23 protein-coding genes and 2 tRNA genes are annotated in these 23,702 nt (G+C 73.0%); 15 read left to right on the forward strand and 10 right to left on the reverse strand.

The features are described from left to right. Positions 1 to 2: 2 nt before the first annotated feature. The 3 genes from AC07DW_RS13185 to AC07DW_RS13195 all read left to right on the forward strand — a co-directional run bounded on the left by AC07DW_RS13185 (position 3) and on the right by AC07DW_RS13195 (position 2,406). Positions 3 to 76 (forward strand) — tRNA-Met (locus tag AC07DW_RS13185). 219 nt (positions 77 to 295) lie between these two features. Beyond that, positions 296 to 2,155, forward strand: a complete 1,860-nt coding sequence (locus AC07DW_RS13190; protein ID WP_478857745.1) for a tetratricopeptide repeat protein — start codon at positions 296 to 298, stop codon at positions 2,153 to 2,155. A gap of 177 nt (positions 2,156 to 2,332) precedes the next feature. Continuing rightward, positions 2,333 to 2,406 (forward strand) — tRNA-Met (locus AC07DW_RS13195). A 164-nt stretch (positions 2,407 to 2,570) separates the two neighbouring features. Here AC07DW_RS13195 and AC07DW_RS13200 read toward each other — a convergent pair. Continuing rightward, positions 2,571 to 2,987: a Fur family transcriptional regulator gene (locus AC07DW_RS13200; protein WP_478857746.1), complete on the reverse strand. Its 417-nt coding sequence runs from the start codon at positions 2,985 to 2,987 to the stop codon at positions 2,571 to 2,573. Between the two features lie 153 nt (positions 2,988 to 3,140). Here AC07DW_RS13200 and AC07DW_RS13205 point away from each other — a divergent pair, with 153 nt between their 5' ends. After that, complete coding sequence (locus AC07DW_RS13205) at positions 3,141 to 4,592, forward strand: catalase (protein WP_478857747.1); 1,452 nt, start codon at positions 3,141 to 3,143, stop codon at positions 4,590 to 4,592. 72 nt (positions 4,593 to 4,664) lie between these two features. Here the strand turns inward: AC07DW_RS13205 and AC07DW_RS13210 are convergent, their stop codons facing one another. Both AC07DW_RS13210 and hisN read right to left on the reverse strand, forming a co-directional pair. Next, entirely contained in the window at positions 4,665 to 5,069 is a 405-nt protein-coding gene (locus AC07DW_RS13210; protein WP_478857748.1) for a CBS domain-containing protein, read from the reverse strand. Between the two features lie 195 nt (positions 5,070 to 5,264). Continuing rightward, the gene (gene hisN, locus AC07DW_RS13215; protein WP_478857749.1) at positions 5,265 to 6,062 is read right to left on the reverse strand and encodes a histidinol-phosphatase; all 798 of its coding nucleotides are present in this window, start codon (positions 6,060 to 6,062) and stop codon (positions 5,265 to 5,267) included. A gap of 109 nt (positions 6,063 to 6,171) precedes the next feature. Between hisN and AC07DW_RS13220 the strand changes: the two genes are divergently transcribed. Continuing rightward, a complete protein-coding gene (locus tag AC07DW_RS13220; RefSeq protein WP_478857750.1) occupies positions 6,172 to 6,777 on the forward strand; it encodes a TetR/AcrR family transcriptional regulator in 606 nt (201 codons plus the stop codon). On the opposite strand, the gene AC07DW_RS13225 is transcribed toward AC07DW_RS13220, so the two are convergent. The 4 genes from AC07DW_RS13225 to AC07DW_RS13240 form a co-directional block, all read right to left on the reverse strand. After that, the gene (locus tag AC07DW_RS13225) at positions 6,743 to 7,066 is read right to left on the reverse strand and encodes a DMT family transporter (RefSeq protein WP_344366389.1); all 324 of its coding nucleotides are present in this window, start codon (positions 7,064 to 7,066) and stop codon (positions 6,743 to 6,745) included. The two genes, AC07DW_RS13220 and AC07DW_RS13225, sit on opposite strands and share 35 nt — an antisense overlap. A gap of 110 nt (positions 7,067 to 7,176) precedes the next feature. Next, positions 7,177 to 8,190 carry a ribosome small subunit-dependent GTPase A gene (gene rsgA, locus AC07DW_RS13230; RefSeq protein WP_478857751.1) on the reverse strand — a complete coding sequence of 338 codons (1,014 nt, stop codon included), beginning with the start codon at positions 8,188 to 8,190 and terminating at the stop codon, positions 7,177 to 7,179. 4 nt (positions 8,191 to 8,194) lie between these two features. Continuing rightward, positions 8,195 to 9,511 (reverse strand): 3-phosphoshikimate 1-carboxyvinyltransferase, encoded by a 1,317-nt coding sequence (aroA, locus tag AC07DW_RS13235; RefSeq protein WP_478857752.1) that lies wholly within the window; start codon positions 9,509 to 9,511, stop codon positions 8,195 to 8,197. A gap of 37 nt (positions 9,512 to 9,548) precedes the next feature. Beyond that, on the reverse strand, positions 9,549 to 10,292 hold the full coding sequence (locus tag AC07DW_RS13240) for a M50 family metallopeptidase (protein ID WP_478857753.1): 744 nt from the start codon (positions 10,290 to 10,292) through the stop codon (positions 9,549 to 9,551). A 51-nt stretch (positions 10,293 to 10,343) separates the two neighbouring features. Here AC07DW_RS13240 and AC07DW_RS13245 point away from each other — a divergent pair, with 51 nt between their 5' ends. The 9 genes from AC07DW_RS13245 to AC07DW_RS13285 all read left to right on the forward strand — a co-directional run bounded on the left by AC07DW_RS13245 (position 10,344) and on the right by AC07DW_RS13285 (position 19,039). Further along, the gene (locus tag AC07DW_RS13245; RefSeq protein ID WP_478857754.1) at positions 10,344 to 11,165 is read left to right on the forward strand and encodes an SOS response-associated peptidase; all 822 of its coding nucleotides are present in this window, start codon (positions 10,344 to 10,346) and stop codon (positions 11,163 to 11,165) included. A gap of 17 nt (positions 11,166 to 11,182) precedes the next feature. Further along, positions 11,183 to 11,830, forward strand: a complete 648-nt coding sequence (locus tag AC07DW_RS13250; RefSeq protein WP_478857755.1) for an alpha/beta hydrolase family protein — start codon at positions 11,183 to 11,185, stop codon at positions 11,828 to 11,830. A gap of 293 nt (positions 11,831 to 12,123) precedes the next feature. Beyond that, a complete protein-coding gene (locus AC07DW_RS13255) occupies positions 12,124 to 12,780 on the forward strand; it encodes a sigma-70 family RNA polymerase sigma factor (protein ID WP_198944053.1) in 657 nt (218 codons plus the stop codon). Further along, the gene (gene rsrA / locus AC07DW_RS13260; protein WP_189553036.1) at positions 12,777 to 13,076 is read left to right on the forward strand and encodes a mycothiol system anti-sigma-R factor; all 300 of its coding nucleotides are present in this window, start codon (positions 12,777 to 12,779) and stop codon (positions 13,074 to 13,076) included. Before AC07DW_RS13255 ends, rsrA begins: the two co-directional genes overlap by 4 nt. Positions 13,077 to 13,420: 344 nt before the next feature. Continuing rightward, the gene (locus AC07DW_RS13265) at positions 13,421 to 14,839 is read left to right on the forward strand and encodes an HD-GYP domain-containing protein (RefSeq protein ID WP_478857756.1); all 1,419 of its coding nucleotides are present in this window, start codon (positions 13,421 to 13,423) and stop codon (positions 14,837 to 14,839) included. Between the two features lie 206 nt (positions 14,840 to 15,045). Next, a complete protein-coding gene (locus AC07DW_RS13270; RefSeq protein WP_478857757.1) occupies positions 15,046 to 16,323 on the forward strand; it encodes an HD-GYP domain-containing protein in 1,278 nt (425 codons plus the stop codon). Positions 16,324 to 16,428: 105 nt separating this feature from the next. Next, the gene (locus AC07DW_RS13275; protein ID WP_478857758.1) at positions 16,429 to 17,409 is read left to right on the forward strand and encodes a tetratricopeptide repeat protein; all 981 of its coding nucleotides are present in this window, start codon (positions 16,429 to 16,431) and stop codon (positions 17,407 to 17,409) included. Positions 17,410 to 17,496: 87 nt separating this feature from the next. Beyond that, positions 17,497 to 18,129, forward strand: a complete 633-nt coding sequence (def, locus tag AC07DW_RS13280; protein WP_478857759.1) for a peptide deformylase — start codon at positions 17,497 to 17,499, stop codon at positions 18,127 to 18,129. Positions 18,130 to 18,301: 172 nt separating this feature from the next. Then, positions 18,302 to 19,039 (forward strand): D-Ala-D-Ala carboxypeptidase family metallohydrolase, encoded by a 738-nt coding sequence (locus tag AC07DW_RS13285; RefSeq protein ID WP_478857760.1) that lies wholly within the window; start codon positions 18,302 to 18,304, stop codon positions 19,037 to 19,039. A 4-nt stretch (positions 19,040 to 19,043) separates the two neighbouring features. Here the strand turns inward: AC07DW_RS13285 and AC07DW_RS13290 are convergent, their stop codons facing one another. Next, entirely contained in the window at positions 19,044 to 20,009 is a 966-nt protein-coding gene (locus AC07DW_RS13290; protein ID WP_478857761.1) for a helix-turn-helix domain-containing protein, read from the reverse strand. An 81-nt stretch (positions 20,010 to 20,090) separates the two neighbouring features. Between AC07DW_RS13290 and AC07DW_RS13295 the strand changes: the two genes are divergently transcribed. Beyond that, positions 20,091 to 20,360: a hypothetical protein gene (locus AC07DW_RS13295; RefSeq protein WP_478857762.1), complete on the forward strand. Its 270-nt coding sequence runs from the start codon at positions 20,091 to 20,093 to the stop codon at positions 20,358 to 20,360. Here the strand turns inward: AC07DW_RS13295 and AC07DW_RS13300 are convergent. Continuing rightward, positions 20,312 to 21,325 (reverse strand): ribonucleotide-diphosphate reductase subunit beta, encoded by a 1,014-nt coding sequence (locus AC07DW_RS13300; RefSeq protein ID WP_478857763.1) that lies wholly within the window; start codon positions 21,323 to 21,325, stop codon positions 20,312 to 20,314. The genes AC07DW_RS13295 and AC07DW_RS13300 overlap by 49 nt on opposite strands. Further along, complete coding sequence (locus AC07DW_RS13305; protein WP_478857764.1) at positions 21,325 to 23,697, reverse strand: ribonucleoside-diphosphate reductase subunit alpha; 2,373 nt, start codon at positions 23,695 to 23,697, stop codon at positions 21,325 to 21,327. Before AC07DW_RS13305 ends, AC07DW_RS13300 begins: the two co-directional genes overlap by 1 nt. Positions 23,698 to 23,702: the final 5 nt, after the last annotated feature.

A 23,702-nucleotide genomic window follows, 5' to 3' on the forward strand; every position in this document is an offset into this window, starting at 1 on the left:
GACGCGGGGTGGAGCAGCTCGGTAGCTCGCTGGGCTCATAACCCAGAGGTCGCAGGTTCAAATCCTGTCCCCGCTACGGAAAGCAAGGGCCCGGATCCTTCCAGGATCCGGGCCCTTGTTGCGTTTTTCGGGGTAGGCGTACCGGTGTTGGCGCTCATCTGAAGAACGGCCCTGACGGGGGGAGTTGGGGTGAGACGTGTTTGACTTGTCTCCCTGTGGGCATGTCGACAAAACGCTGAAGTGACCTCACTGGCTGCGGTATACCAGGTGTACGCGGGTAGCGGGTGGTGCGACGATGGGAATTATGGGGGACAGGGCAACTCTGTTGGAAACAGGGCGGTTTGTGCAGCGGTACGCCGAAAGCGCCGCAGATGTGATGAGCGACGCCGTCATGGAGACGACCGCCATGGACAGCGCTGAGCCCGGCGACCCCGTCGAGACCGAGGAGCGTCACCGCCGCGCCGCCGAGAACGGTGACACCGCCGCCATGAGCGTCCTCGGGGCCCTGCTGCTCCGCCGCGGCGACCTCGACGCCGCCGAGCCCTACCTGCGTGCCGCCACCGCCGACGGGGACCGTGCCGCCGCCAACAACCTCGGTGTCCTCCTCCACCAGCGCGGCTACGCCGACGAGGCGGCCGGCTGGTGGCGCATCGCCGCCGTGGCCGGTTCCGCCGCCGCCGCCCACGCCCTGGGCCGCCACTACCGTGAGCGCGGCGACGAGCCGGCCGCGGAGTACTGGCTGCGCCAGTCCGCCGAGCAGGGCCACGCCCTCGGCGCGTACGCACTCGCGGACCTGCTGGAGCACCGCAGCGACGTCGGCGCCGAGCGGTGGCTCCGTGCCGCCGCCGAGCAGGGCCATCGGGAGGCCGCCTACCGGCTGGCCCGCGCCCTGGAGCGCCAGGAGCAGGCCCGGTCCCAGGCCGCCGACGACACCGCGTCCACCACCGGTACCGAGACCGCCGAGCAGTGGTACCGGCAGGCCGCGGCCCGCGGGCACCGGCGCGCCGCCCTGCACCTGGGGGCCATCCTGGAGCGGCGGGGCGAGCTCAAGGAGGCCGGCCGCTGGTACCTGACGTCCGCCAAGGGCGGTGAGCCGCGGGCCGCCTGCGCGCTCGGGTTCCTGCTGCGGGACGCGGGCGACGAGGAGAGCGCCGCCGTCTGGTGGCTGCGCGCCGCCCAGGACGGCGACGGCAACGCCGCCAACGCGCTGGGGGCCCTGCACGCCGCCCGGGGCGAGCACCAGACCGCCGAGCGCTGGTACCGCGCGGCCACCGACGCGGGCGACGTGAACGGCGCGTACAACCTCGGGCTGCTGTTCGCCGCGCAGAACCGCGTCGCCCAGGCCGAGCAGTGGTACCGCCGCGCCGCCTACGCGGGGCACCGCGAGGCCGCCAACGCCCTGGCGATCCTGCTCCTCCAGAGCGGCGACCCGAACGGGGCCGAGCCGTGGTTCTCCAAGGCCGCCGAGGCAGGCAGCGTCGACGCCGCGTTCAACCTGGGCATCCTCTACGCGGGTCGCGACGACGACGGGACGGCGCTGCGCTGGTACGAGCGGGCCGCCGCGGCCGGCCACACGGAGGCGGCGCTCCAGGTCGGCATCGCCCGCCTGCGGGACGGTGACGAGCAGGAGGCCGAACGCCACCTGCGGTGTGCGGCGGGCGGCGGCAGCGCCGAGGCCGCGTTCCGCCTCGCCACGGTGCTGGACGCCCGGCAGGCCCCCTCCGGGCCGCCCGCGCTCGGTGAGCCGCAGGCGCACAAGAGCGAGTGCGAGGAGTGGTACGAGCGGGCCGCCGAGCAGGGCCACCGTCGTGCCCAGGTACGGGTCGGCATGCTGGCCGCCGCCCGCGGGGACACCGCGGAGGCGGCCCGCTGGTACCGGGAGGCCGCCGACGCGGGCAGCCGCAACGGCGCGTTCAACCTCGGCCTGCTGCTCGCCCGTGACGGGAACGAGCGGGAGGCGTCGCTCTGGTGGACGCGCGCCGCCCGGGCGGGTCACGGCCGGGCCGCCCTGCGCCTGGCGCTGCTCGCCGCCCGCCGGGGCGAGCTCACCGAGGGCCGCCGCTGGTGCGCCCGCGCGGTGGAGCTGGGCCCCGCCGAGGTCGCCGAACGGGCGGCACGGCTCAGCGAGGCGCTGCACCAGGAGCTGACCGCCTAGGTGGGTCGTCCCGGCAGGGGCCGCCGCCGCGGTGGCGCGGGCCCGGGACCGGCGGCCGGCCGGGGCGGGTGAGCGGCCGACCCGTGCGTCCGTGAGCGGCTCACGGGGGGCGGCGGCCCAAGGCTCTCTTATGGATTTGCGCTGGTCCACGCGGTCCCGTAAGGTTGTGTTCATCGACGCGGGGTGGAGCAGCTCGGTAGCTCGCTGGGCTCATAACCCAGAGGTCGCAGGTTCAAATCCTGTCCCCGCTACTGAAACCGAAGGCCCGGATCCCCAGGATCCGGGCCTTCGGCGTATCCCCGGCTTTCCGGCCGCCCGCGTTCCCGCCCCTCGGCTCCCCGTGCCCGGTACGGCGAAGCCCCCGGCGCGGATGGCGGCCGGGGGCTTCGGTGCCGGTCGTGACCGGGCGGCGGCGTCAGGCCGAGGCGCAGTCGGGGCAGACGCCCCGGTACGTGACCTCGACGTCCGAGATCGTGAAGCCGAAGCGCTCGGTGGTCGGCAGGTCGCCCAGCGGGTCGCCCGTGGGGTGCACGTCGCGGATGGTGCCGCAGCCGGCGCACACCAGGTGGTGGTGCGGGCGGTGGGCGTTCGGGTCGTAGCGCTTGGCGCGGCGGTCCGTGGAGACCTCCAGGACCTCACCCAGCGTCACCAGCTCGCCGAGCGTGTTGTACACCGTCGCCCGGGAGATCTCGGGCAGCCGCTCCACGGCGCGCGCGTGCACCTCGTCGGCCGTCAGGTGGACGTGGTCCCCGTCGAGGACCTCGGCCACGACACGCCGCTGTGCGGTCATACGCCAGCCGCGTCCGCGCAGTCGTTCCAACAGGTCACTCATGGAAACCAGCCTAACAGTAGGGGACCCAAGTCCCGAATCGGTGTGGCTTTGGAAGCGGGCTTGACTTAGACAATGTCCATTGTAGGATCGGGGACGGCATTAGCCAAGGGACAGGACTTGCAGGACACCGCAGGACACACGCAGGAGGCGCACGTGACGCAGGGACCGCTCACCACGGAGGCCGGGGCTCCGGTCGCCGACAACCAGAACAGCGAGACCGCGGGCGTCGGTGGTCCGGTTCTGGTGCAGGACCAGCTGCTGCTGGAGAAGCTCGCGCACTTCAACCGTGAGCGCATTCCGGAGCGCGTGGTCCACGCCCGCGGTGCCGGTGCGTACGGCACGTTCACGGTGACGGCGGACGTCACCCGGTACACCCGGGCGAAGTTCCTCTCCGAGGTCGGCAAGCAGACGGAAACGTTTCTGCGCTTCTCGACCGTGGCGGGCAACCTCGGTGCGGCCGACGCCGTCCGTGACCCGCGCGGTTTCGCGCTGAAGTTCTACACCGAAGAGGGCAACTACGACCTCGTCGGCAACAACACCCCGGTGTTCTTCATCAAGGACGCCATCAAGTTCCCCGACTTCATCCACACCCAGAAGCGCGACCCCTACACCGGCTCCCAGGAGGCGGACAACGTCTGGGACTTCTGGGGCCTGTCGCCCGAGTCGACGCACCAGGTGACCTGGCTGTTCGGTGACCGCGGCATCCCGGCGAGCTACCGCCACATGGACGGCTTCGGTTCCCACACCTTCCAGTGGAACAACGAGGCCGGCGAGGTCTTCTGGGTCAAGTACCACTTCAAGACCGACCAGGGCATCAAGTGCCTCACGCAGGACGAGGCCAACAAGCTCGCCGGTGAGGACCCGGACTCGCACCAGCGGGACCTGCGCGAGGCCATCGAGCGCGGTGACCACCCGTCCTGGACGGTCGGGGTGCAAATCATGCCGGCCGCCGAGGCCGCGACCTACCGCTTCAACCCGTTCGACCTCACCAAGGTGTGGCCGCACGCGGACTACCCGGTCATCGAGATCGGCAAGCTGGAGCTCAACCGCAACCCGCAGAACATCTTCGCCGAGGTCGAGCAGTCGATCTTCTCCCCGGCGCACTTCGTGCCCGGCATCGGCCCCTCGCCCGACAAGATGCTCCAGGGCCGCCTCTTCGCGTACGGCGACGCCCACCGCTACCGCGTCGGCATCAACGCCGACCACCTGCCGGTGAACCGTCCGCACGCCACCGAGGCGCGCACCAACAGCCGCGACGGCTTCCTGTACGACGGCCGCCACGCCGGTGCGAAGAACTACGAGCCCAACAGCTTCGGCGGCCCGAACCAGACCGGCCGCCCGCTGTGGCAGCCGGTCCCGGTCAACGGGGTGACCGGTGACCAGGAGGCGCCCGTCCACGCCGAGGACAACGACTTCGTCCAGGCGGGCAACCTCTACCGGCTGATGACGGAGGAGGAGAAGGAGCGCCTGATCGCGAACCTGTCGGGCTTCATCGCCAAGGTCTCGCGCGACGACATCGCCGAGCGCGCGATCAACAACTTCCGTCAGGCGGACGAGGACTACGGCAAGCGGCTGGAGGCCGCAGTCCAGGCCCTGCGCGGCTGAACAGCACTGGATCGCTTGTCGTAAGCAGAGGGCCGGCTCCCGTACGCGGGGGTCGGCCCTCTCGCGCGTCCGCTAACCCACGGCCATCGTGGCCTCGCGGAGCCGCACCGGCGCCCAGCAGCGGATGATGTCACGCACCGAGACGACGCCGACCGGCCCCTCGCCGTCCAGCACGATCAGGTGGCGGAAGCCGCCGTGGGCCATGGCCTGGGCGGCTTCGGCGAGGGTCCAGTGCGGCGCCGCGAAGACGACGTCCGTGGTGGTGTGCGCGCCGGCCGTCTCCAGGTCCGGGTCCTGGCCGGACCCCACGGAGACCAGGATGTCCCGTTCGGTGAGGATGCCGAGGCCGCTGGTGTCCTGGTCCAGGACGACGGCCGCGCCGACGCGGCGCGCCGCCATCAGGGCGGCCGCCTGGCGAAGTGTGTGTGTCGGGCCGATGGTGAGAACCACCGTGCTCATGGCGTCACGGACGAGCATGGGCGAAAGCCACCTCCTCGGTGAACCCCTCATGAGAAGGGATTCACAAGTGCACAAGCGGGGGGACTCTCAGAGTGGCAGTCGGCACGGCCGTCAACAAGGGGTCTGCGTCACCTGGCGCGCGTACGCCACTACCGTCCGCCCCCGCCCCGCCGCCGGACGGCGCCCGGCCACGGGGCGGCCGGCAGCGAGCGGTCAGCGCTGGTTGAGGTAGCTCAACAGCTCCTCGTGCAGCAGCCCGTTCGACGCCGCCGCGTTACCACCGTGCGGGCCCGGCGTCCCGTCGAGGCCGGTGTACACGCCGCCCGCCTCCTGGACAACGATCGCTGGCGCCGCCATGTCCCACAGCGAGAGCTCCGGTTCGGCGCAGATGTCCACCGACCCCTCGGCGACCATCATGTACGACCAGAAGTCGCCGTAGCCGCGGGTCCGCCAGCACGCGCGCGCGAGGTCGAGGAACCCGGCCAGGCGCCCCTGCTCCTCCCAGCCGCCCAGCGAGGAGTACGCGAACGAGGCGTCCGACAACTCACCGACCGAGGACACCCGCAGGCGCGTCGCCGACGACAGGCCGCGGCCCGCGTAGGCGCCCGCCCCCTTCGCCGCCCACCAGCGGCGCCCGAGCGCCGGCGCCGACACCACGCCCACCACGGGCTGGTAGCCGCCCGGCCCCGCCTCCATCAGCGCGATCAGCGTCGCCCACACGGGCACTCCGCGCACGTAGTTCTTGGTGCCGTCGATCGGGTCGATCACCCAGCGGCGGGGGCCCGTGCCCTCCACGCCGTACTCCTCGCCCAGGATGGCGTCGCGCGGGCGCGCCCGCTGGAGCTGGCCGCGGATCAGCTCCTCGGCCGCCTTGTCCGCCTCCGTCACCGGCGTCATGTCCGGCTTTGTCTCGACCTTCAGGTCCAGGGCCCGGAACCGCTCCATGGTGGCGGCGTCGGCGGCATCCGCGAGGACGTGGGCAAGACGCAGATCATCGTGGTAATCGGCCATGGGCCGACTCTATCCCGGTGATCCGGCCGGTTCAGCGGGGCCTATTGACAGTGCGTGGCCACCCGTCAACGCTGGGCGCAGAGCCGGAGCGACGGTGCGGGAGGCGACGATGCCCACCACGCGGGAAGCACTGCTGAACGCCGCCCTGGCGGCACTGCGGGGACTGCCCTGGCCGGCGGTCCGGATGGTCGACGTGGCCCGCGCGGCGGGCGTCTCCCGGCAGACCCTCTACAACGAGTTCGGCAGCAAGGAGGGGCTCGCCCGGGCCCTGGTGCGGCGCGAGGCGGACGCCTATCTGCACGGGGTGGAACGCGCCCTGGCGGCCGGGCCGGACGCCGCCTCCGGGCTCGCCGCCGTCGCCGAGTGGACCGTGGAGGCGGCGGAGCGGCCGCTGCTGCGCGCCCTGCTCACCGGCTGCTGGGGCGACCGGCTGCCCGCGCCGCGCCCCGCTCCCGTCCGCTCCCGCGTCCTGGCCGGCACCCCGGCGCAGCGGCGCGCCGACGCCGGACCGCCCACGCCCGGTGAGCTGCTGGCGGCGGTGCGGGAGCGGTCGCGGGCCGCCCTGGGGCGCGACGGCGCGGGGCCGGGCGAGGAGGCGTGCGAGCTGGCGGTGCGGCTGGCTCTGTCGTACGTCGTCGCGCCTGGCGCCCAGGGGCTCGACGCGCTGCTGCGGAACGCCCTCAGTGCGACGAGCCCGACAGCTGGAGACCGATGACACCGACGATCACCAGTGTGATGGAGACGATCTTCAGGACCGACACCAGGTCACCGAGGAAGACCATCCCGTAGACCGCCGTGCCAGCCGCGCCGATACCGGTCCACACCGCGTACGCCGGGCCGATGTCCAGCTTCCGCAGCGACAGGGTCAGCAGGCCGAAACTGCCCAGGGCGAAGCAGGCGAACGCGACCGTCGGCCACAGCCGGGTGAACCCGTGCGACAGCTTGAGGCAGACCGCGAAACCGGTCTCCAGGAAACCGGCGACAATCACCAGCAGCCACGCCATCGTCAGTGCCTCCCGCGTCGGTGACCTCGGTGAGTGATGTCGGTGACTGCTTCGTGTCACTCGGTGCGATTATGCACTTACCGGTCGGAGGCGCCGCGAACGCGCGCGGCTCAGTCGCCCTCGCGTCGCTCACGCGTGGCGAGGAGCCGGCGCAGCGAGAGCAACCGGGCCGCGTCGGCGTGCCCCTCGGCCACCCATCCGTCCAGCCCGCACTCCGGCTCGTCGTGGCTGCACGAGCGCGGGCAGCGCTCCGTACCCGGTACGAGGTCCGGGAAGGCGTTGATGACCCGGGACGGGTCGACGTGGTGCAGCCCGAAGGACCGCACGCCCGGGGTGTCGATCACCCAGCCCTCGGCCCGGTCGAGCGGCAGCGCCAGCGCCGACGTGGTGGTGTGCCGGCCGCGTCCCGTCACCGCGTTGACGAGCCCGGTGGTCCTGCGGCGTTCCTCCGGGACCAGGGCGTTCACCAGGGTCGTCTTGCCGACGCCCGAGTGGCCGACGAACGCGGTGGTGCGGCCGGCCAGGTATTCGCGCACCCGGTCGGCGGCGGTGTGCCCGTCGTACAGCTCGTCCTGGCTCGTGACGACGAAGGGGATGTCGAGCGCGCCGTACAGCTCCAACAGCTTCTCCGGCGGGGCGAGGTCGGACTTGGTGAGCACCAGCAGCGGCTCCAGGCCGCCGTCGTACGCCGCGACCAGGCACCGGTCGATCAGCCGGGGGCGGGGCTCGGGGTCGGCCAGCGCCGTGACGATGGCCAGCTGGTCGGCGTTGGCGACGACCACCCGCTCGAAGGGGTCGTCGTCGTCGGCCGTGCGGCGCAGCACGGAGGCGCGCTCCTCGATGCGGACGATCCGCGCGAGGGTGTCCTTCTTGCCGGTCAGGTCGCCCACGAGGGAGACCCGGTCGCCCACGACGGCCGCCTTGCGTCCCAGTTCGCGCGCCTTCATCGCCATCACGACCCGGTCGTCCACCAGGCAGGTCAGCCGGCCGCGGTCCACGGTGAGGACCATGCCCTCGGCCGCGTCCTCGTGCTTGGGGCGGATGCTGGTGCGGGGCCGGTTGCCCTTGCGGTTGGGGCGGGACCGGATGTCGTCCTCGTCGGTGTGCTTGCCGTAGCGGCGCATGTCGTCAGGCCTCGAGCATTCCGGTCCACATCTGCGGGAAGTCCGGCAGGGTCTTCGCGGTCGTCGCGACGTTCTCGATCTCCACGCCGGGGACGGCGAGGCCGATGACCGAACCGGCCGTCGCCATCCGGTGGTCGTCGTACGTGTGGAACACGCCGCCGTGCAGCGGGCGCGGCCGGATGTGCAGGCCGTCCGCGGTCTCGGTGACGTCACCGCCCAGCCCGTTGATCTCCTTGGTGAGCGCGGCCAGCCGGTCCGTCTCGTGGAGGCGCAGGTGGGCCACGCCGCGCAGCGTGGAGGGCGAGTCGGCGAGGGCCGCGACCGCGGCGATGCCGGGCGTCAGCTCGCCGACCTCGCCCAGGTCCACGTCGATGCCGTGGACGCGGCCCGTGCCGGTGAAGGTGAGGCCCTGCTCGGTGAGCTCGCAGGAGCCACCCATCTCGGTGAAGATCTCCCGCAGCGCGTCACCGGGCTGGGTGGTCCGCTCGGGCCAGTCGGGGACGGTGACCCGCCCGCCGGTGACCAGCGCGGCGGCCAGGAACGGCTGCGCGTTGGACAGGTCGGGCTCGATGGTCAGGTCCCGGCCCAGGAGCGCCGAGGGGGAGACCCGCCAGACGTCGGGCTCGCCGCCCGTCTCCGGCTCGTCGACCTGGGCACCGACCGCGCGCAGCATGTCGACGGTCATCCGGATGTGCGGCATCGACGGCAGCCTGGCGCCCGTGTGCCGCACCTCCACGCCCTGGTTGAAGCGCGGCGCGGACAGCAGCAGGGCGCTGACGAACTGGGACGACGACGAGGCGTCGATCTCCACCGGGCCGCCCTCCAGGGCGCCCGCCCCGTGCACCGTCATCGGCAGGGCGCCGCGCGCCTCGTCGTCGATCCGGGCGCCCAGGACGCGCAGGGCGTCGATCACGCCGTGCAGCGGCCGCTCGTAGGAGCGCGGGTCGCCGTCGAAGCGGACCGGGCCGGTGGCGAGCGCCGCGACCGGCGGGAGGAAGCGCATGACCGTTCCCGCGTTGCCGACGTCGATCGTGGCGGGGCCGTGCAGGCCGGCCGGGATGACGCGCCACCGCTCGCCGCTGCCGTCCGGGCCCACGCCCTCCTCGATGCCGACGCCCATCGTGCGCAGGGCCTCCGCCATCAGCAGGGTGTCGCGCGAGCGCAGCGGGTGCCGCAGCCACCCGGGCTCCGAGGCGAGGGCGGCGAGCACCAGGGCCCGGTTGGTGACCGACTTGGACCCGGGCACGGTGACGGTCGCGTCCACGGCTCCACTCGCGTACGGGGCCGGCCAGAGATCGAGCTGTGCGGGGGTTTCGGTCATGCCCCTCACTTTAGACGGGGCGGATGGTCACGGCCGATCACAGGCCGAGCAGCCAGCGTCCCCCGCCGATCAGGGAGCACAGGGAGACGGCGTGGAAGAAGAACAGCCACAGTGCCGCCGGTACGTGGGTGAGCCGCGACAGCTGATCGGCGTCCGAGTCCGGTGCCCCGACCGCCCGGCTGCCGCCACCGCTCCGGACCGGCGCTTGGCGCCCGCCGTAGCCGTGCCGCCGCTTGGCCTGGAGCTCGAAGACCGGGCGTACCCCGCCCAGCAGCAGGAACCACACCGCGCTGTACGCGAAAGCCGCCTGCACCTCCGGCTCCGTCAGCCACGACACCAGCAGGAAGGCCGCCGCCGTCACCACCACGGTGAGTGCCCCGTACGCGTTGCGGATCATCACCAGCATGGCCAGGAGCAGCGCGGTGGCGATCCACAGCAGCGGCGTGACGCGGTGCGCGGCGAGCAGCCAGGCGCCGCCCAGGCCCAGCAGGGAGGGCGCGGTGTACCCGGCGGCCGCGGTGAGGACCATCCCGAGACCGGTGGGCCTGCCCCGGCTGACGGTCAGGCCGCTGGTGTCGGAGTGGAGCCGGATGCCGTCCAGGCGGCGGCCGGTGAGCAGGGCGACCAGCCCGTGGCCGCCCTCGTGGGCGATGGTGACCGCGTTGCGCGAGACGCGCCAGACCCGGTGCGGGACGGTCACCGCGAGGGCGGCCACGGCGGTGACGACGACGAGCCACAGGTCCGGGGCGGGCTGGGTACCGAGGAGATCGGTGCTGGCCATTTCTCGGACGGCTCCTCATGGGGTCGGTGGTACGTGGCAATGTTGGCAAGTATGTGCGGACGTTATTCGGCGAGTCGTAGGCCCGAGGACCTGACCGGCCTCTTCCGGATAGAGAAGTGGGAGCCGGAGGAGGCCCTGGCCCCCGACTGGAACGTGGCCCCGACCAAAGAGGTGTACGCGGTCCTCGAACGACCCCTCAAGGACAAGGACGCGGACCCCGACCGTCCGGTTCGGCAGCTGCGGGTCCTGAAATGGGGCCTGGTGCCGTCCTGGTCGAAGACACCGGAGGGTGCCGCGCGGATGATCAACGCCCGCGCGGAGACCGTGCCGGACAAGCCTTCCTTCCGCCGGGCCTTCGCCCAGCGCCGCTGCATCCTGCCCGCCGACGGCTATTACGAGTGGGTGACCGGCGCCGCCGAGCGGCAGCTCGAGGAACAGGGCAGGAAGAAGCGCCCCCGCAAGCAGCCGTACTTCGTCACGCCCGCCGACGGGTCGGTCTTCGCGATGGCGGGGCTGTACGAGTTCTGGCGCGACCCCACGTTGCCGCCGGACCACCCGCAGGCGTGGTGGGCCACCTGCTCGGTGATCACCACCGAGGCCGACAAGGAACCGCTCGGAGTGGCCCCGGAGGAGGGCCCGCACTCGCTGGCCGACATCCACCCGCGCATGCCGCTGATGCTGACGCCCGACCGGTGGGACGCCTGGCTGGACCCGGCCCGCACCGACCCGGACGACCTGCGCTCGCTGCTCACCCCGCCGCCCGCCGGCCTGATGCGGGCCTACCCGGTGGCCACCGCCGTGAGCAACGTCCGCAACAACGGCCCCGAGCTGCTGGAGGAAATCGCCGCCCCCGAGGAGGAAACCCTCTTCTGAGCCCGGCACACGGCAGGATGGGCCGGGTGACCACCACCGAGACCGTCCCCACCGGCACCGGGGACGCCCGCATCACCTGGTACGAGGCCGAGGGCCGCGCCGCCCGCCTCGTGCTGGCCCTCGGCCACGGCGCCGGCGGCGGCATCGAGGCCCGCGACCTCCGGGCGCTCGCCGCGAGCCTGCCCTCCGCCGGGGTGACCGTCGCCCTCGTCGAGCAGCCCTGGCGGGTCGCCGGCAAGAAGCTGGCCCCCGCGCCCAAGCGGCTCGACGAGGGCTGGCGCGACCTGTGGCCGGCGCTCCGGGCCCCCGGCCTGCCGGTGGTGGCCGGCGGCCGCAGCGCCGGCGCCCGGGTGGCCTGCCGTACCGCCCGCGAGCTGGACGCCCGCGCCGTGCTCGCGCTGTCCTTCCCGCTGCACCCGCCCGGCAGGCCGGAGAGCTCCCGTGCGGACGAGCTGCTCGGCGCGGGGGTGCCCACGCTGGTGGTGCAGGGCGGCAACGACCCGTTCGGCCGGCCGGAGGAGTTCCCGGCCGGGGACCACGAGCTGGTCGGGGTGCCCTTCGGGGACCACGGCTTCGCCGTGCCCAAACGGGCGCCCGTCACCCAGCAGGACGCGCTGGCGGTGATCACCGACGGGGTCGGCGCGTGGCTGGACGCCCTGCGGTGAGGCGACGGCGACGGGCGGGAATGCCGGACGGTCCGCCCGGTGTTGTGACGGACGTCGGTGAGAGTACAGAGCCAGGAGAGGGAGTCCGTCGCATGGGTTCGACCATCTGCCCGAGCCGGTCGCAGTCAGCCACCGAGCTGGACTGGACCGTGCTGCCGGCGGCCAGGACCGCCCCTGGTCCGTCGGGTCGCACATCGGGCGGGAAGAATCGGAAGGACCTGTCCCCGGAAGGTCGACTATTCTCCGATTCGAGCGGGTCCGCACTCGGTCTCGCCGCCGCAGCGCTGGAGGAGGTGGGTCCGGTCACTGGGACCGACACAGGGACCGACGACGGCCACGAGGAGACGACGGCCGAGCGCAACGCGCGTTTCGAGCGTGACGCGCTGGAGTACCTCGACCAGATGTACTCGGCGGCGCTGCGCATGACGCGCAACCCCGCCGACGCGGAGGACCTGGTGCAGGAGACGTACGCGAAGGCGTACGGGTCCTTCCACCAGTTCCGCGAGGGCACCAACCTCAAGGCGTGGCTGTACCGGATCCTCACGAACACCTTCATCAACTCGTACCGGAAGAAGCAGCGCGAGCCCCAGCGCAGCGCCGCCGAGGAGATCGAGGACTGGCAGCTCGCCCGCGCCGAGTCCCACATGTCCACCGGTCTGCGGTCCGCCGAGTCCCAGGCGCTGGACCACCTGCCCGACTCCGACGTGAAGGAAGCCCTCCAGGCGATCCCCGAGGAGTTCCGCATCGCCGTGTACCTGGCCGATGTCGAGGGCTTCGCGTACAAGGAGATCGCGGACATCATGGGGACACCCATCGGTACGGTGATGTCCCGGCTGCACCGTGGCCGCCGCCAGCTGCGCGGGATGCTCGAGGACTACGCCCGCGAGCGCGGACTGGTCCCGGCGGGCGCCGGAGAGTCGTCGAACAACGGGAAAGGCTCGGGCTCATGAGCTGCGGAGAGCCGCACGAGACGGACTGCTCGGAGGTCCTGGACCACCTCTACGAGTTCCTCGACCACGAGATGCCCGACAGCGACTGCACCAAGTTCGAGGTGCACTTCGAGGAGTGCTCCCCGTGCCTGGAGAAGTACGGGCTGGAGCAGGCCGTGAAGAAGCTGGTCAAGCGGTGCTGCGGTCACGATGACGTCCCGTCCGACCTGCGGGCCAAGGTCATGGGCCGGATCGAGCTGATCCGCTCGGGCGAGGCCGTGCCGGACCACGACGTGACGGCCGCCACCCAGGAGTGACGACCCGGTCGCCCCGCTCCGGCGACCCCTGACGCCCCTGTACACACGAGACCGCCCCGCCCGCGTGGGGCGGTCTCGTGTGTACAGGGGGCCGCCGGACCGGGGGCCCGCGCGGTGGCCGGCTCCGGCGCGCGGCTTCCCCCGGGGACGGGTGGCGGTGGCTGCGGGCCCGCGCGGTGGACGGGGAGGCGGCTCCTGAGCCCTGTTCCGGCCCGCTCATTCCTCACATCACCCGAAGGTGCTAATCGGTTTCGTCCCGCCGCCGCGTCCTGGCCGAGTCGTTAGCCTGACGGTCCACTTGGTCGAGAAGAGCCGACGAGAGGCCGACGAGCCGGCGGGAGACGGTGGTGGGGATTCCGGTAGCGGCGCGCGCGTACATCGCGGGAGCCGTGGTGTGCGCCGCCGTGTGCGCGCTCCCGGCGTTCGGCCCCGGCGCCGGAACCCCCTGGTGGCCCCTCGCTCTGCTGGCCGCGCTCTACGCCGTCAGCGAGTGCCCCACCCGCCGCTCCCCGCTCGACGGGGCGTTCGGCGCCGGATCGTTCCTGTCCGTCCTGCTCGCCGCCGCCCTGCTGCTGCCGCCGGCGGCGGCGGCGCTGGTCGCCGTGCCCGGCGCGCTGATCTCGCCCGTCGCGCGGGAGCCCGCCCCGCCCCGCCGGATCTGGCGCGCCGCGCGGCTCGCCCTCGCCGGGTGGGCGGCCGCGCGGGCTGCCGCGCTGCTGGGCGGTCCGGCCGCGGTGGCCGCATCCGACTTCCCGTACGCCCTGGTGCCCGCCGGCGCCGCCGCGCTGGTCTTCTGCCTGGTGGTCACCGCCCTCGACGGCGGCATCCTGGCCGCCGCCGAGCCGGTGCCGCCGCGCGACGCCTGGCACGGCCTGCTGCCCCGGTCGCTCGCCCCGCACGCCGTGCACGGGCTCGCCGGACTGATGATGGCGGTGCTGTGGCGCAGCCCGTACGGCTGGCCGGCCGCGCTGTTCGTCCTGCTGCCCATGTGCATCTCCTGCTGGATGTACGCCCAGTACCACCGGGAGCGCGCCGCCCACCAGGCCACGATCCGGGCGCTGGTCCAGGCCGTCGACATCAAGGACGCCTACACCCGGGGTCACAGCGAGCGGGTCGGCCGGGCCTCCGTGCTCATCGCCCGCGAACTGGGCATGGACGAGTCCCGGCTCGACGTGATCCGGTTCGCGGGGATCCTCCACGACGTGGGAAAGCTCGGCGTCCCGACGCGGGTGCTCCGCAAGGACGGGCCGCTGACCCCCGAGGAGCGGCGGGTGATCGAGCTCCACCCGGAGTACGGCCACGAGATCGTGCGCGGCATCGGCTTCCTGGGCGAGGCGCGCGCCGCGATCCTGCACCACCACGAGCGGATGGACGGCAGCGGTTACCCGTACGGGCTCAGCGGCGACCGGATCCCGGAGGCGGCGCGCGTGGTCGCCGTCGCCGACGCGTTCGACGCGATGACGTCGACCCGCTCCTACCGCAGGGCGCGGCCCGTGGCGACGGCGGTCGCGGAGCTGGAGCGGTGTGCCGGGCGGCAGTTCGACCCGCGGATGGTGCGGGCGCTGGTGCGCGCGCTGGACCGGTACGGCTGGCAGACGGCGGTCACCGCCGACGAGAACGGTCCGGCCCCCACCGGCACGGGTACCGGCCCTGGTCCCGCCGACGGGCGCCCGGTGCCGCCGGCGCGGGCCCACGGGAGCGTCCCCGCGGGCCGGCCCCGGCCGGGTGGCGGGCCCGGCCAGGCCTGGGGCGGCGCCCGGTGACGGCCCGGCCGCACCGGGCCCCGCCCCACCGGTCCGGCGGCGGCACCGGGGCGGACGGCAAGGCGAGCGGTGGCGCGCGGACGGCCGCCACCCATGGCGGCGGCACCCGGAGCGGCGGGACCGCGAGCGGTGGCGCCCGGAAGTGCGGCGCCGGAAGCGGCGGCACCCGCCGGAGACGGGGCGCCGGGAGACCACCCGTTCGGCTCATGGTGGGCGTGCTGCTCCGGGTCGCCGCCGGTACCGCCGCGGCGGCCGGGTTCGGCTGGACGCTGTGGCACGGGGTCGCCGAGCCGGGCACCGCGCTCGCCTTCGGCGTCCTCGTCGCGGTGGGAGAACTCGCCCGGTGGGGCGCCCGGCCGGACACGGGCGCGCCGCCCGTGCTCGAGGAGCCGCGGGGCAGGGAGCCCGCGCCCCTCGCGGCCGCCGGGGCCCTCGCGTACGCCCTGCTCGGCGAGTCCGCCGGGCGGCCGACCACCCACGGGGTCGCCCAGATCGTGACCGTCGTCGTCGCGGGCGCCCTGGTCGGGGCCGTACCGCAGGTGGCCCGGGGCCGTGGGGCCGCCGCGCTGGACCACCTGGCCCGCCGGGTGCTCACGGTCGGCTTCGCCGCCCTCTGCTTCCAGCCCCTGTACAACTCGGGCGAGTTGTTGCGGGCCGTCGGACGCGGGCCCCGCTACGCGCTGTTCCTGCTGGTCCTCCTGGTGCTGACCGCCCTGTGCGACGCGGTGCTGACCGCGTCGCTGCTGCGCGCCCGCACCGGCCACCCCTACGGTCCGCTGCTCCGCGACGAGCTGCGCGCCCTGCCGGGCATCGGCTCCGCCGTGTGCGCCACCGGCGCGGTGATGGCCCTCGCCGTGGCCGTCGCCGGGCTGTGGGCGCTGCCCGTCTTCTGCGTACCGCTGCTGCTCGCGCACCTGTCGTTCCGGCGGTACGCCGCGGTCCGCGACACCTACCGCCAGACCATCGCCTCCCTGGCGCGTGCCACTGAGATCGCCGGGTACACGTCCCCCGGACATGCCCACCGGGTGGCGGCGCTCAGCCGTGCGGTAGGACGCGAGCTGGGACTGCCGGGGCCCGATCTGACCGTTCTGGAGTACGCCGCACTCATGCACGACATCGGACAGCTGTCCCTGGTCGACCCCGTACCGGAGGGGGCCACGGCCCGCCTCACCGAGGCCGAGCAGCGGCGCATCGCCCTGCTCGGCGGCGCCGTCGTGCGCCAGACCGGCGCCCCGGCGGCCGTCGCGGTCGTCGTGGAACGGCAGGCCGACCCGTACCGCGAGCAGCCGCTGCCGGCGCGGATCGTCCGCACCGTGAACGCGTACGACGAGCTGTCCAGGGAAAGCGCGGAGAACCCGGACGGGGCCCTGTGCGCCCTCGAACGGCTGCGGCTCGGCGCCGCGCGGGACCATCACCCGAAAGTGGTGGAGGCACTCGCCAGAGTCCTCGCCCGGGGCGGCGTCACGGGGCCGGCCCCGGGGTAACCCATGGGTAATGAGCGAGCGTGCGACCCGGCATGGTTGGATGCGAACAAGAGGGTGTCCGGGGGCAGAGACCTTCAGCGACCGGCGGACCGGCAGGCGGGAATCGTGAGGATCTTCGGGAAGGTACGGCATCGGCCCTCCGCCTCGTGGCGGCAGGCCACCGACCGCGCGTTCACGCTGATCGGGGACGGGCGGTACGAGGACGCGGGCGCGCTGCTGACGCGGGCGGCGGACCTGGAGCCCTGGCTCTCGGAGTCCTGGTTCAACCTGGCGCTGCTGCACAAGTTCCGGCACGACTGGGAACAGGCGCGCACCGCGGGGCTCCGGGCCGTCGCGCTGCTCGACCGGGAGACCGGTGCGCCCGACTGGTGGAACGTCGGGATCGCCGCCACGGCTCTCCAGGACTGGCCGCTGGCCCGCCGCGCCTGGCAGGCGTACGGGCTGAAGGTGCCCGGGGCGGCGGCGGCCGGCGGGGAGCCGACCGGGATGGAGCTGGGCAGCGCCGCCGTGCGGCTGTCGCCGGAGGGCGAGGCAGAGGTGGTGTGGGGCCGGCGGCTGGACCCGGCCAGGGTCGAGGTGCTGTCCATCCCGCTGCCGTCCTCGGGGCGGCGCTGGGGCGAGGTCGTGCTGCACGACGGGGTCCCCAACGGCGAGCGGACGACGTCGGCGGGGCACAGCTTCCCGGTGTTCGACGAGATCGAACTGTGGGCGCCGTCCCCCGTACCCACCTGGGTGGTGCTGCTGGAGGCGGCCACCGAGGACGACCGCGACGCCCTGGAACGGCTGGCGGCCGACGCCGGGTTCGCCGCCGAGGACTGGTCGTCCTCGGTACGTCTGCTGTGCCGGGCCTGCTCGGAGTCGCGGATGCCCAGCGCCGAGGGCGAGGGCGATCACCTGGACCCGCACGACCACAGCGAGCCGGGGCATCCCGGGCCGCTGGGCCACCGGTCGCCGGGCGAGTTGTGGGTGCCGGAGCGGGAGTGCGGCATCGCGGCGCCCGCCGGGCTGGTCCGGGGGCTGCTGGACGGCTGGGTGGCGGACAGTCCGGACAGCCGCGAGTGGCGGGATCTCGAGGAAGTCTGCTGATTCCTGCCCGTAGGCTGTACGGGCACAACGCGCCGTGCTGCACGGGTACGGCGCCGCATCGGGTACTCAGGAAGGCGCAGAGCGGACATGGCGCAGCAGGAGACGGCTCAGCAGGTCGACGACGAGGGCTTCATCGTCGACACGGAGGACTGCGAGGAGCGCGAGCGCGCGTACCGCGAGCGCGGCACCTCCCGCCCGATCACGGTGGTCGGCAATCCGGTGCTGCACAAGGAGTGCAAGGACGTCACCGAGTTCGGCGACGAGCTCGCGCGGCTCGTCGACGACATGTTCGCCAGCCAGCGGACGGCGGAGGGCGTCGGCCTGGCCGCCAACCAGATCGGCGTCGACCTGAAGGTCTTCGTCTACGACTGCCCGGACGACGAGGGCGTGCGGCACGTGGGCGTCGTGTGCAACCCGGTACTGGAGGAGCTGCCGGCCGACCAGCGGCGCCTCGACGACTCCAACGAGGGGTGCCTGTCCGTGCCGACCGCCTACGCCTCGCTGGCACGCCCCGACTACGCGGTGGTGCGCGGCCAGGACGTGCGGGGCAACCCCATCAAGGTGCGGGGCACCGGGTACTTCGCCCGCTGCCTCCAGCACGAGACGGACCACCTGTACGGGTACCTGTACATCGACCGGCTGTCGAAGCGGGACCGCAAGGACGCGCTGAAGCAGATGGCCGAGGGGACTCCCCGCTACCCGGTCGTCCCGAACGACTGACCCCGCCTGCCGAGGGCCCCGTTCCGGTGACCGGGACGGGGCCCTCGCGCGACCGCCAATGGGCCGACAAATGACAGGTGGGCGTGGCCTGTTGACGCGCGTCGACCCCTCCGGCCAGTCTCGTGGGCGGTGTTCTTCACCGGACCGACCCGGAAGCTGACCTGGAGGCTCGATGCCCGGACGAACCGCACGACTCCTGCTCTCGTTTGTCATGCTCATGTTTGTATCGGCGACCGGGGTGGTCGCCACCGCCGGAACCGCCCACGCGGACGGCTGTTACACCTGGTCGCGCACGCTCTCCGAGGGCGCCTCCGGCGCCGACGTCACCCAGCTCCAGATCCGGGTCGCCGGCTACCCGGGCTACGGCGGCGTCCTCGCCGTCGACGGCGCGTACGGCCCCGCGACCACCGCCGCGGTCAAGCGCTTCCAGGCCGCGTACGGCCTCACCGCCGACGGGATCGCCGGATCCGCCACCTTCAGCAAGCTGTACGCCCTTCAGGACGACGACTGCACGCCCGTGCACTTCACCTACGGCGAGCTGAACGACTGCAACACCACCTGGGCGGGCGGAGCCGTCAGCGCCGCCACCGCCAAGGCCAACGCGCTGCGCACCATGTGGAAGCTGGAGGCCATGCGGCACGCGCTCGGCGACCAGCCCATCACCGTGACCAGCGGATTCCGCTCCTACGCCTGCAACGACGCGGTCGGCGGGGCGTCCGGCAGCCGCCACCTGTACGGGGACGCCGCCGACCTGGGCGCGGGGCCGCACTCCCTGTGCAAGCTCGCCCAGCAGGCCCGCAACCACGGCTTCAACGGCATCCTCGGCCCGGGTTACCCCGGACACGGGGACCACACGCACCTCGACCACCGCGCGAGCCGCTTCTGGTCCGCCTCCGCCTGCGGCATCTGACGGTTCAGGCCACCCGCACCGGTCCGCGGAAGGTGCGGCGGTACGCGTTCGGGGTCGTGCCCAGGGTGCGCAGGAAGTGGTGCCGCAGCGCGGCGGCGTTCCCGAACCCCGACCGGCTCGCGATCGCGTCCACCGTGTCGTCCGTGGCCTCCAGCAACTCCTGCGCCAGCAGCACCCGCTGGCGCAGGAGCCAGCGGTAGGGCGTCGTCCCCGTCTCCTGCTGGAACCGGCGCGCGAAGGTGCGCGGGGACATGTGGGCGCGCACCGCCAGCTGTTCGACGGTGATCTCCCGGTCCAGGTGCCGTTCCATCCAGTCGAGCACGTCCCCGACCGTGTCGCACCGGGTGCGCCGCAGCGGCCGGTCGACGTACTGGGCCTGGCCGCCGTCCCGGTGCGGGGGCACCACCATGCGGCGGGCGATGGTGTTGGCCACCTCGTGGCCGTACTCCTGCCGCACCAGGTGCAGGCAGGCGTCGATCCCGGCGGCCGTCCCGGCCGAGGTGACGACCGGGCCGTCGTCGACGTACAGCACGTCCGGCTCCACCCGTGCCCGGGGATGGCGCCGGGTCAGCTCGGCCGCGTGCCGCCAGTGCGTGGTGCAGCGGCGGCCGTCGAGCAGCCCCGCCGCGCCCAGCACGAAGGCGCCGGTGCAGACCGACAGCACCCGCGCGCCACGGTCGACGGCGTCCCGCAGGGCCGTCAGCAGCGGCTCCGGGTAGGGGCGGTCGACATAGCCGCCACCCGCCGGGACGGCGATCAGGTCGGCCTCGGCCAGCCGGCCGAGATCCTGCTCCACCTCCAGGATGAACCCGGCGTGGGTGCGCAGCCGGGAGCCCTCGGCGGACACCACGGCGAAGTCGTGCACGGGCAGCCCGTCGTCGCTGCGGTCCAGCCCGAAGACCTCGCACACCACGCCCAGTTCGAAGGGGTGCACACCGTCGAGCACGACAGCGGCCACGTTCTTCAGCATGCGACGAGTGTGGCAGTAATTCGATGTCCGATGACAGTCCTGCCACTGACTTTCCTCGCGCGGGACGGCGAGGGTGGAGGCATGGACACCTTCCTGGACTACCTCGTCGTCGCCGCGGTCCTCGCCCTCCTGGCGCTTCCCTCACTCGTCGGCCACGCCCGGGACCGCGCCGTCGACCGCCGGCTGCGGCAGGCGGAGCGCCCGGCGGCTGCCGCCCGCCCGGCCCCCGCGCCCACCGCGCACCACGCCGTGACCGGCCACCGCGGCGGCGGCCGGGGCCGCCCACCGCGTACGGCGCTCGCTCAGAAGTCCTCGTCGAGGTCGACCGAGCCCTCCACCGCCACCTGGTAGGCGGACGGACGGCGCTCGAAGAAGTTGGTCAGCTCCTGCACGCCCTGGAGCTCCATGAACGAGAACGGGTTCTCCGAGCCGTACACCGGGGCGAAGCCCAGGCGTGTCAGGCGCTGGTCCGCCACGCACTCCAGGTACTGGCGCATCGACTCGGTGTTCATGCCCGGCAGGCCGTCACCGCACAGGTCGCGGCCGAACTGCAGCTCCGCCTCCACGGCCTCCTTGAGCATGTCGGTGACCTGCTGCCGCAGCGCGTCGTCGAAGAGGTCCGGCTCCTCCTTGCGGACGGTGTCGACGACCTCGAAGGCGAAGTTCATGTGCATCGTCTCGTCGCGGAACACCCAGTTGGTGCCGGTGGCCAGGCCGTGCAGCAGACCGCGGGAGCGGAACCAGTACACGTACGCGAAGGCGCCGTAGAAGAACAGGCCCTCGATGCAGGCCGCGAAGCAGATGAGGTTGAGCAGGAAGCGGCGCCGGTCGGCCTTCGTCTCCAGCCGCTCGATCTTCTCCACCGAGTCCATCCAGCGGAAGCAGAACTGCGCCTTCTCCCGGATGGACGGGATGTTCTCCACGGCCGCGAACGCGGCGGCACGGTCGTCCGGGTCGGGCAGGTAGGTGTCGAGCAGCGTCAGATAGAACTGGACGTGCACGGCCTCCTCGAACAGCTGCCGCGACAGGTACAGCCGCGCCTCGGGGGAGTTGATGTGCTTGTACAGCGTCAGCACCAGGTTGTTCGCCACGATCGAGTCGCCGGTCGCGAAGAACGCCACCAGGCGGCCGATCATGTGCTGCTCGCCCGGGGACAGCTTCGCCAGGTCGGCGACGTCCGAGTGGAGGTCGACCTCCTCCACCGTCCAGGTGTTCTTGATGGCGTCCCGGTAGCGCTCGTAGAAGTCCGGGTAGCGCATGGGGCGCAGGGTCAGCTCGAAGCCCGGGTCGAGCAGGTTCTTCTCGGTGGCACTCATCACTGGCAGGCCTCGCAGGACTCGGGGTTTTCCAGGGAGCAGGCGACCGCGTCTTCCGGGGTCACCTGCGCGGGTACGGGAACGGTGGCCGGCGCCGCGGACGCCTGGGCCGCGCGGGCGATCCGGGTCGCCGGGCGGGAGCGCAGGTAGTACGTCGTCTTCAGCCCCTGCTTCCAGGCGTACGCGTACATCGACGACAGCTTGCCGATGGTCGGCGTCTCCAGGAACAGGTTCAGCGACTGCGACTGGTCCAGGAACGGCGTACGGGCCGCCGCCATGTCGATCAGGCCGCGCTGCGGGATCTCCCACGCCGTCCGGTACAGCTCGCGCACCTCGGCCGGGATCCAGGTGAAGCCCTGCACCGAGCCGCTGGACTCGCGCAGCGCCTCGCGGGTCTGCGCGTCCCACACGCCGAGTCGCTTCAGCTCGGCCACCAGGTACGAGTTGACCTGGAGGAACTCACCCGACAGCGTCTCCCGCTTGAACAGGTTGGACACCTGCGGCTCGATGCACTCGTACACACCGGCGATCGAGGCGATCGTCGCCGTCGGCGCGATGGCCAGGAGCAGCGAGTTGCGCAGTCCGACCTCGGCGATCCGGGCGCGCAGCGCCTCCCACCGCTCGGGCCAGTTCAGCTCCACGTCGTAGTGGTCGGGGTGCAGCACGCCGTGCGCGGTCCGGGTCTTCTCCCAGGCCGGCAGCGGGCCGTTGCGCTCGGCGAGGCCGGCGGACGCCTCGTACGCGGCGAGCATGATCCGCTCGGCGACACGGGTCGACAGGGCACGCGCCTCGGGGGAGTCGAACGGCAGCTTCAGCTGGAAGAAGACGTCCTGGAGGCCCATCGCACCCAGGCCCACGGGCCGCCACCGGGCATTGGAGCGCCCGGCCTGCTCCGTCGGGTAGAAGTTGATGTCGACGACCCGGTCGAGGAAGGTGACGGCCGTGCGGACGGTCTCGTCCAGCCGCTCCCAGTCGATGTCCCCGCCCGACACGAACGCGCCCAGGTTCACCGAGCCCAGGTTGCAGACCGCCGTCTCCCCGTCGTCCGTGACCTCCAGGATCTCGGTGCACAGGTTGGACGAGTGGACCGTGTGGCCCGGCTCGGCGGTCTGGTTGGCCGTACGGTTCGAGGCGTCCTTGAACGTCATCCAGCCGTTGCCGGTCTGGGCGAGGGTGCGCATCATCCGGCCGTACAGGTCCCGCGCCGGCATGGTCTTGCGGGCCAGCCCCCTGGCCTCGGCGGCGCGGTACGCGGTGTCGAACTCCTCGCCCCACAGGTCGACCAGCTCCGGCACGTCGGCCGGCGAGAACAGCGACCACTCGGCGTCGGCGTTGACCCGGCGCATGAACTCGTCGGGGATCCAGTGCGCCAGGTTCAGGTTGTGCGTACGGCGGGCGTCTTCGCCCGTGTTGTCGCGCAGCTCCAGGAACTCCTCGATGTCCGCGTGCCACGTCTCCAGGTACACGGCCGCCGCGCCCTTGCGCCGCCCGCCCTGGTTCACGGCCGCCACCGAGGCGTCCAGCGTCTTCAGGAACGGCACGATGCCGTTGGAGTGCCCGTTGGTGCCGCGGATCAGCGAACCGCGCGCCCGGATGCGGGAGTACGACAGGCCGATGCCGCCCGCGTGCTTGGAGAGCCGCGCCACCTGGTGGTAGCGGTCGTAGATGGAGTCCAGCTCGTCCAGCGGGGAGTCCAGCAGGTAGCACGAGGACATCTGCGGGTGGCGGGTGCCGGAGTTGAACAGCGTGGGGGAGGAGGGCAGGTAGTCCAGCCGGCTCATCAGCCGGTACAGGGCCGCGACCTCGTCCAGGGCGCGCGCCGAGTCGTCCTCGGCCAGCCCGGCCGCCACCCGCAGCATGAAGTGCTGCGGCGTCTCGATCACCTTTCGGGTGATCGGGTGCCGGAGCAGGTAGCGCGAGTACAGCGTCCGCAGCCCGAAGTAACCGAACCGGTCGTCCGCCGCCGGGTCGATCAGCGCGTCCATCCGGTCCGCGTGGAGCGTCACGAACGCCGCTGTACGGTCCGCGATCAGACCCTCCCGGTGCCCCACGGCCACCGACGCCGAGAACGCCACCGCGCCCTGCCCGGCCGCCTCCTGGGCGATGGTCCGGGTCAGCAGCCGCGCCGCGAGCCGGGAGTAGGCGGGGTCCTCGGAGATGAGCCCGGCGGCCGCTTCGGTGGCGAGCTCGCGCAGCTCGGCCTCGTCCGAACCGGCGTGCCGGCCGCGCAGCGCGGCGGCGGCGACCCGGCCGGGGTCGGTGTCGGGCAGATCGGCGGTGAGGTCGGTCAGGGTCCGCAGCAGTACGGTCCCGGGTCCGTCGTTCCCGTCGCCTTCGATCGCTGAGACCGGATCGGCTGGCGCGATGGTCACTGGGG

It is taken from the genome of Streptomyces sp. NPDC045701 (genome assembly GCF_056432045.1).

Excerpts from the sequence above, each read along its gene's own strand:
- AC07DW_RS13190 (WP_478857745.1), top strand. The coding sequence starts at position 296 with ATGGGAATTATGGGGGACAGGGCAACTCTGTTGGAAACAGGGCGGTTT.
- AC07DW_RS13200 (WP_478857746.1), bottom strand. The coding sequence starts at position 2,987 with ATGAGTGACCTGTTGGAACGACTGCGCGGACGCGGCTGGCGTATGACC.
- AC07DW_RS13210 (WP_478857748.1), bottom strand. The coding sequence starts at position 5,069 with ATGCTCGTCCGTGACGCCATGAGCACGGTGGTTCTCACCATCGGCCCG.
- hisN (WP_478857749.1), bottom strand. The coding sequence starts at position 6,062 with ATGGCCGATTACCACGATGATCTGCGTCTTGCCCACGTCCTCGCGGAT.
- AC07DW_RS13220 (WP_478857750.1), top strand. The coding sequence starts at position 6,172 with ATGCCCACCACGCGGGAAGCACTGCTGAACGCCGCCCTGGCGGCACTG.
- AC07DW_RS13225 (WP_344366389.1), bottom strand. The coding sequence starts at position 7,066 with ATGGCGTGGCTGCTGGTGATTGTCGCCGGTTTCCTGGAGACCGGTTTC.
- rsgA (WP_478857751.1), bottom strand. The coding sequence starts at position 8,190 with ATGCGCCGCTACGGCAAGCACACCGACGAGGACGACATCCGGTCCCGC.
- aroA (WP_478857752.1), bottom strand. The coding sequence starts at position 9,511 with ATGACCGAAACCCCCGCACAGCTCGATCTCTGGCCGGCCCCGTACGCG.
- AC07DW_RS13240 (WP_478857753.1), bottom strand. The coding sequence starts at position 10,292 with ATGGCCAGCACCGATCTCCTCGGTACCCAGCCCGCCCCGGACCTGTGG.
- AC07DW_RS13245 (WP_478857754.1), top strand. The coding sequence starts at position 10,344 with ATGTGCGGACGTTATTCGGCGAGTCGTAGGCCCGAGGACCTGACCGGC.
- AC07DW_RS13250 (WP_478857755.1), top strand. The coding sequence starts at position 11,183 with ATGGGCCGGGTGACCACCACCGAGACCGTCCCCACCGGCACCGGGGAC.
- rsrA (WP_189553036.1), top strand. The coding sequence starts at position 12,777 with ATGAGCTGCGGAGAGCCGCACGAGACGGACTGCTCGGAGGTCCTGGAC.
- AC07DW_RS13270 (WP_478857757.1), top strand. The coding sequence starts at position 15,046 with ATGGTGGGCGTGCTGCTCCGGGTCGCCGCCGGTACCGCCGCGGCGGCC.
- def (WP_478857759.1), top strand. The coding sequence starts at position 17,497 with ATGGCGCAGCAGGAGACGGCTCAGCAGGTCGACGACGAGGGCTTCATC.
- AC07DW_RS13285 (WP_478857760.1), top strand. The coding sequence starts at position 18,302 with ATGCCCGGACGAACCGCACGACTCCTGCTCTCGTTTGTCATGCTCATG.
- AC07DW_RS13290 (WP_478857761.1), bottom strand. The coding sequence starts at position 20,009 with ATGCTGAAGAACGTGGCCGCTGTCGTGCTCGACGGTGTGCACCCCTTC.
- AC07DW_RS13295 (WP_478857762.1), top strand. The coding sequence starts at position 20,091 with ATGGACACCTTCCTGGACTACCTCGTCGTCGCCGCGGTCCTCGCCCTC.
- AC07DW_RS13300 (WP_478857763.1), bottom strand. The coding sequence starts at position 21,325 with ATGAGTGCCACCGAGAAGAACCTGCTCGACCCGGGCTTCGAGCTGACC.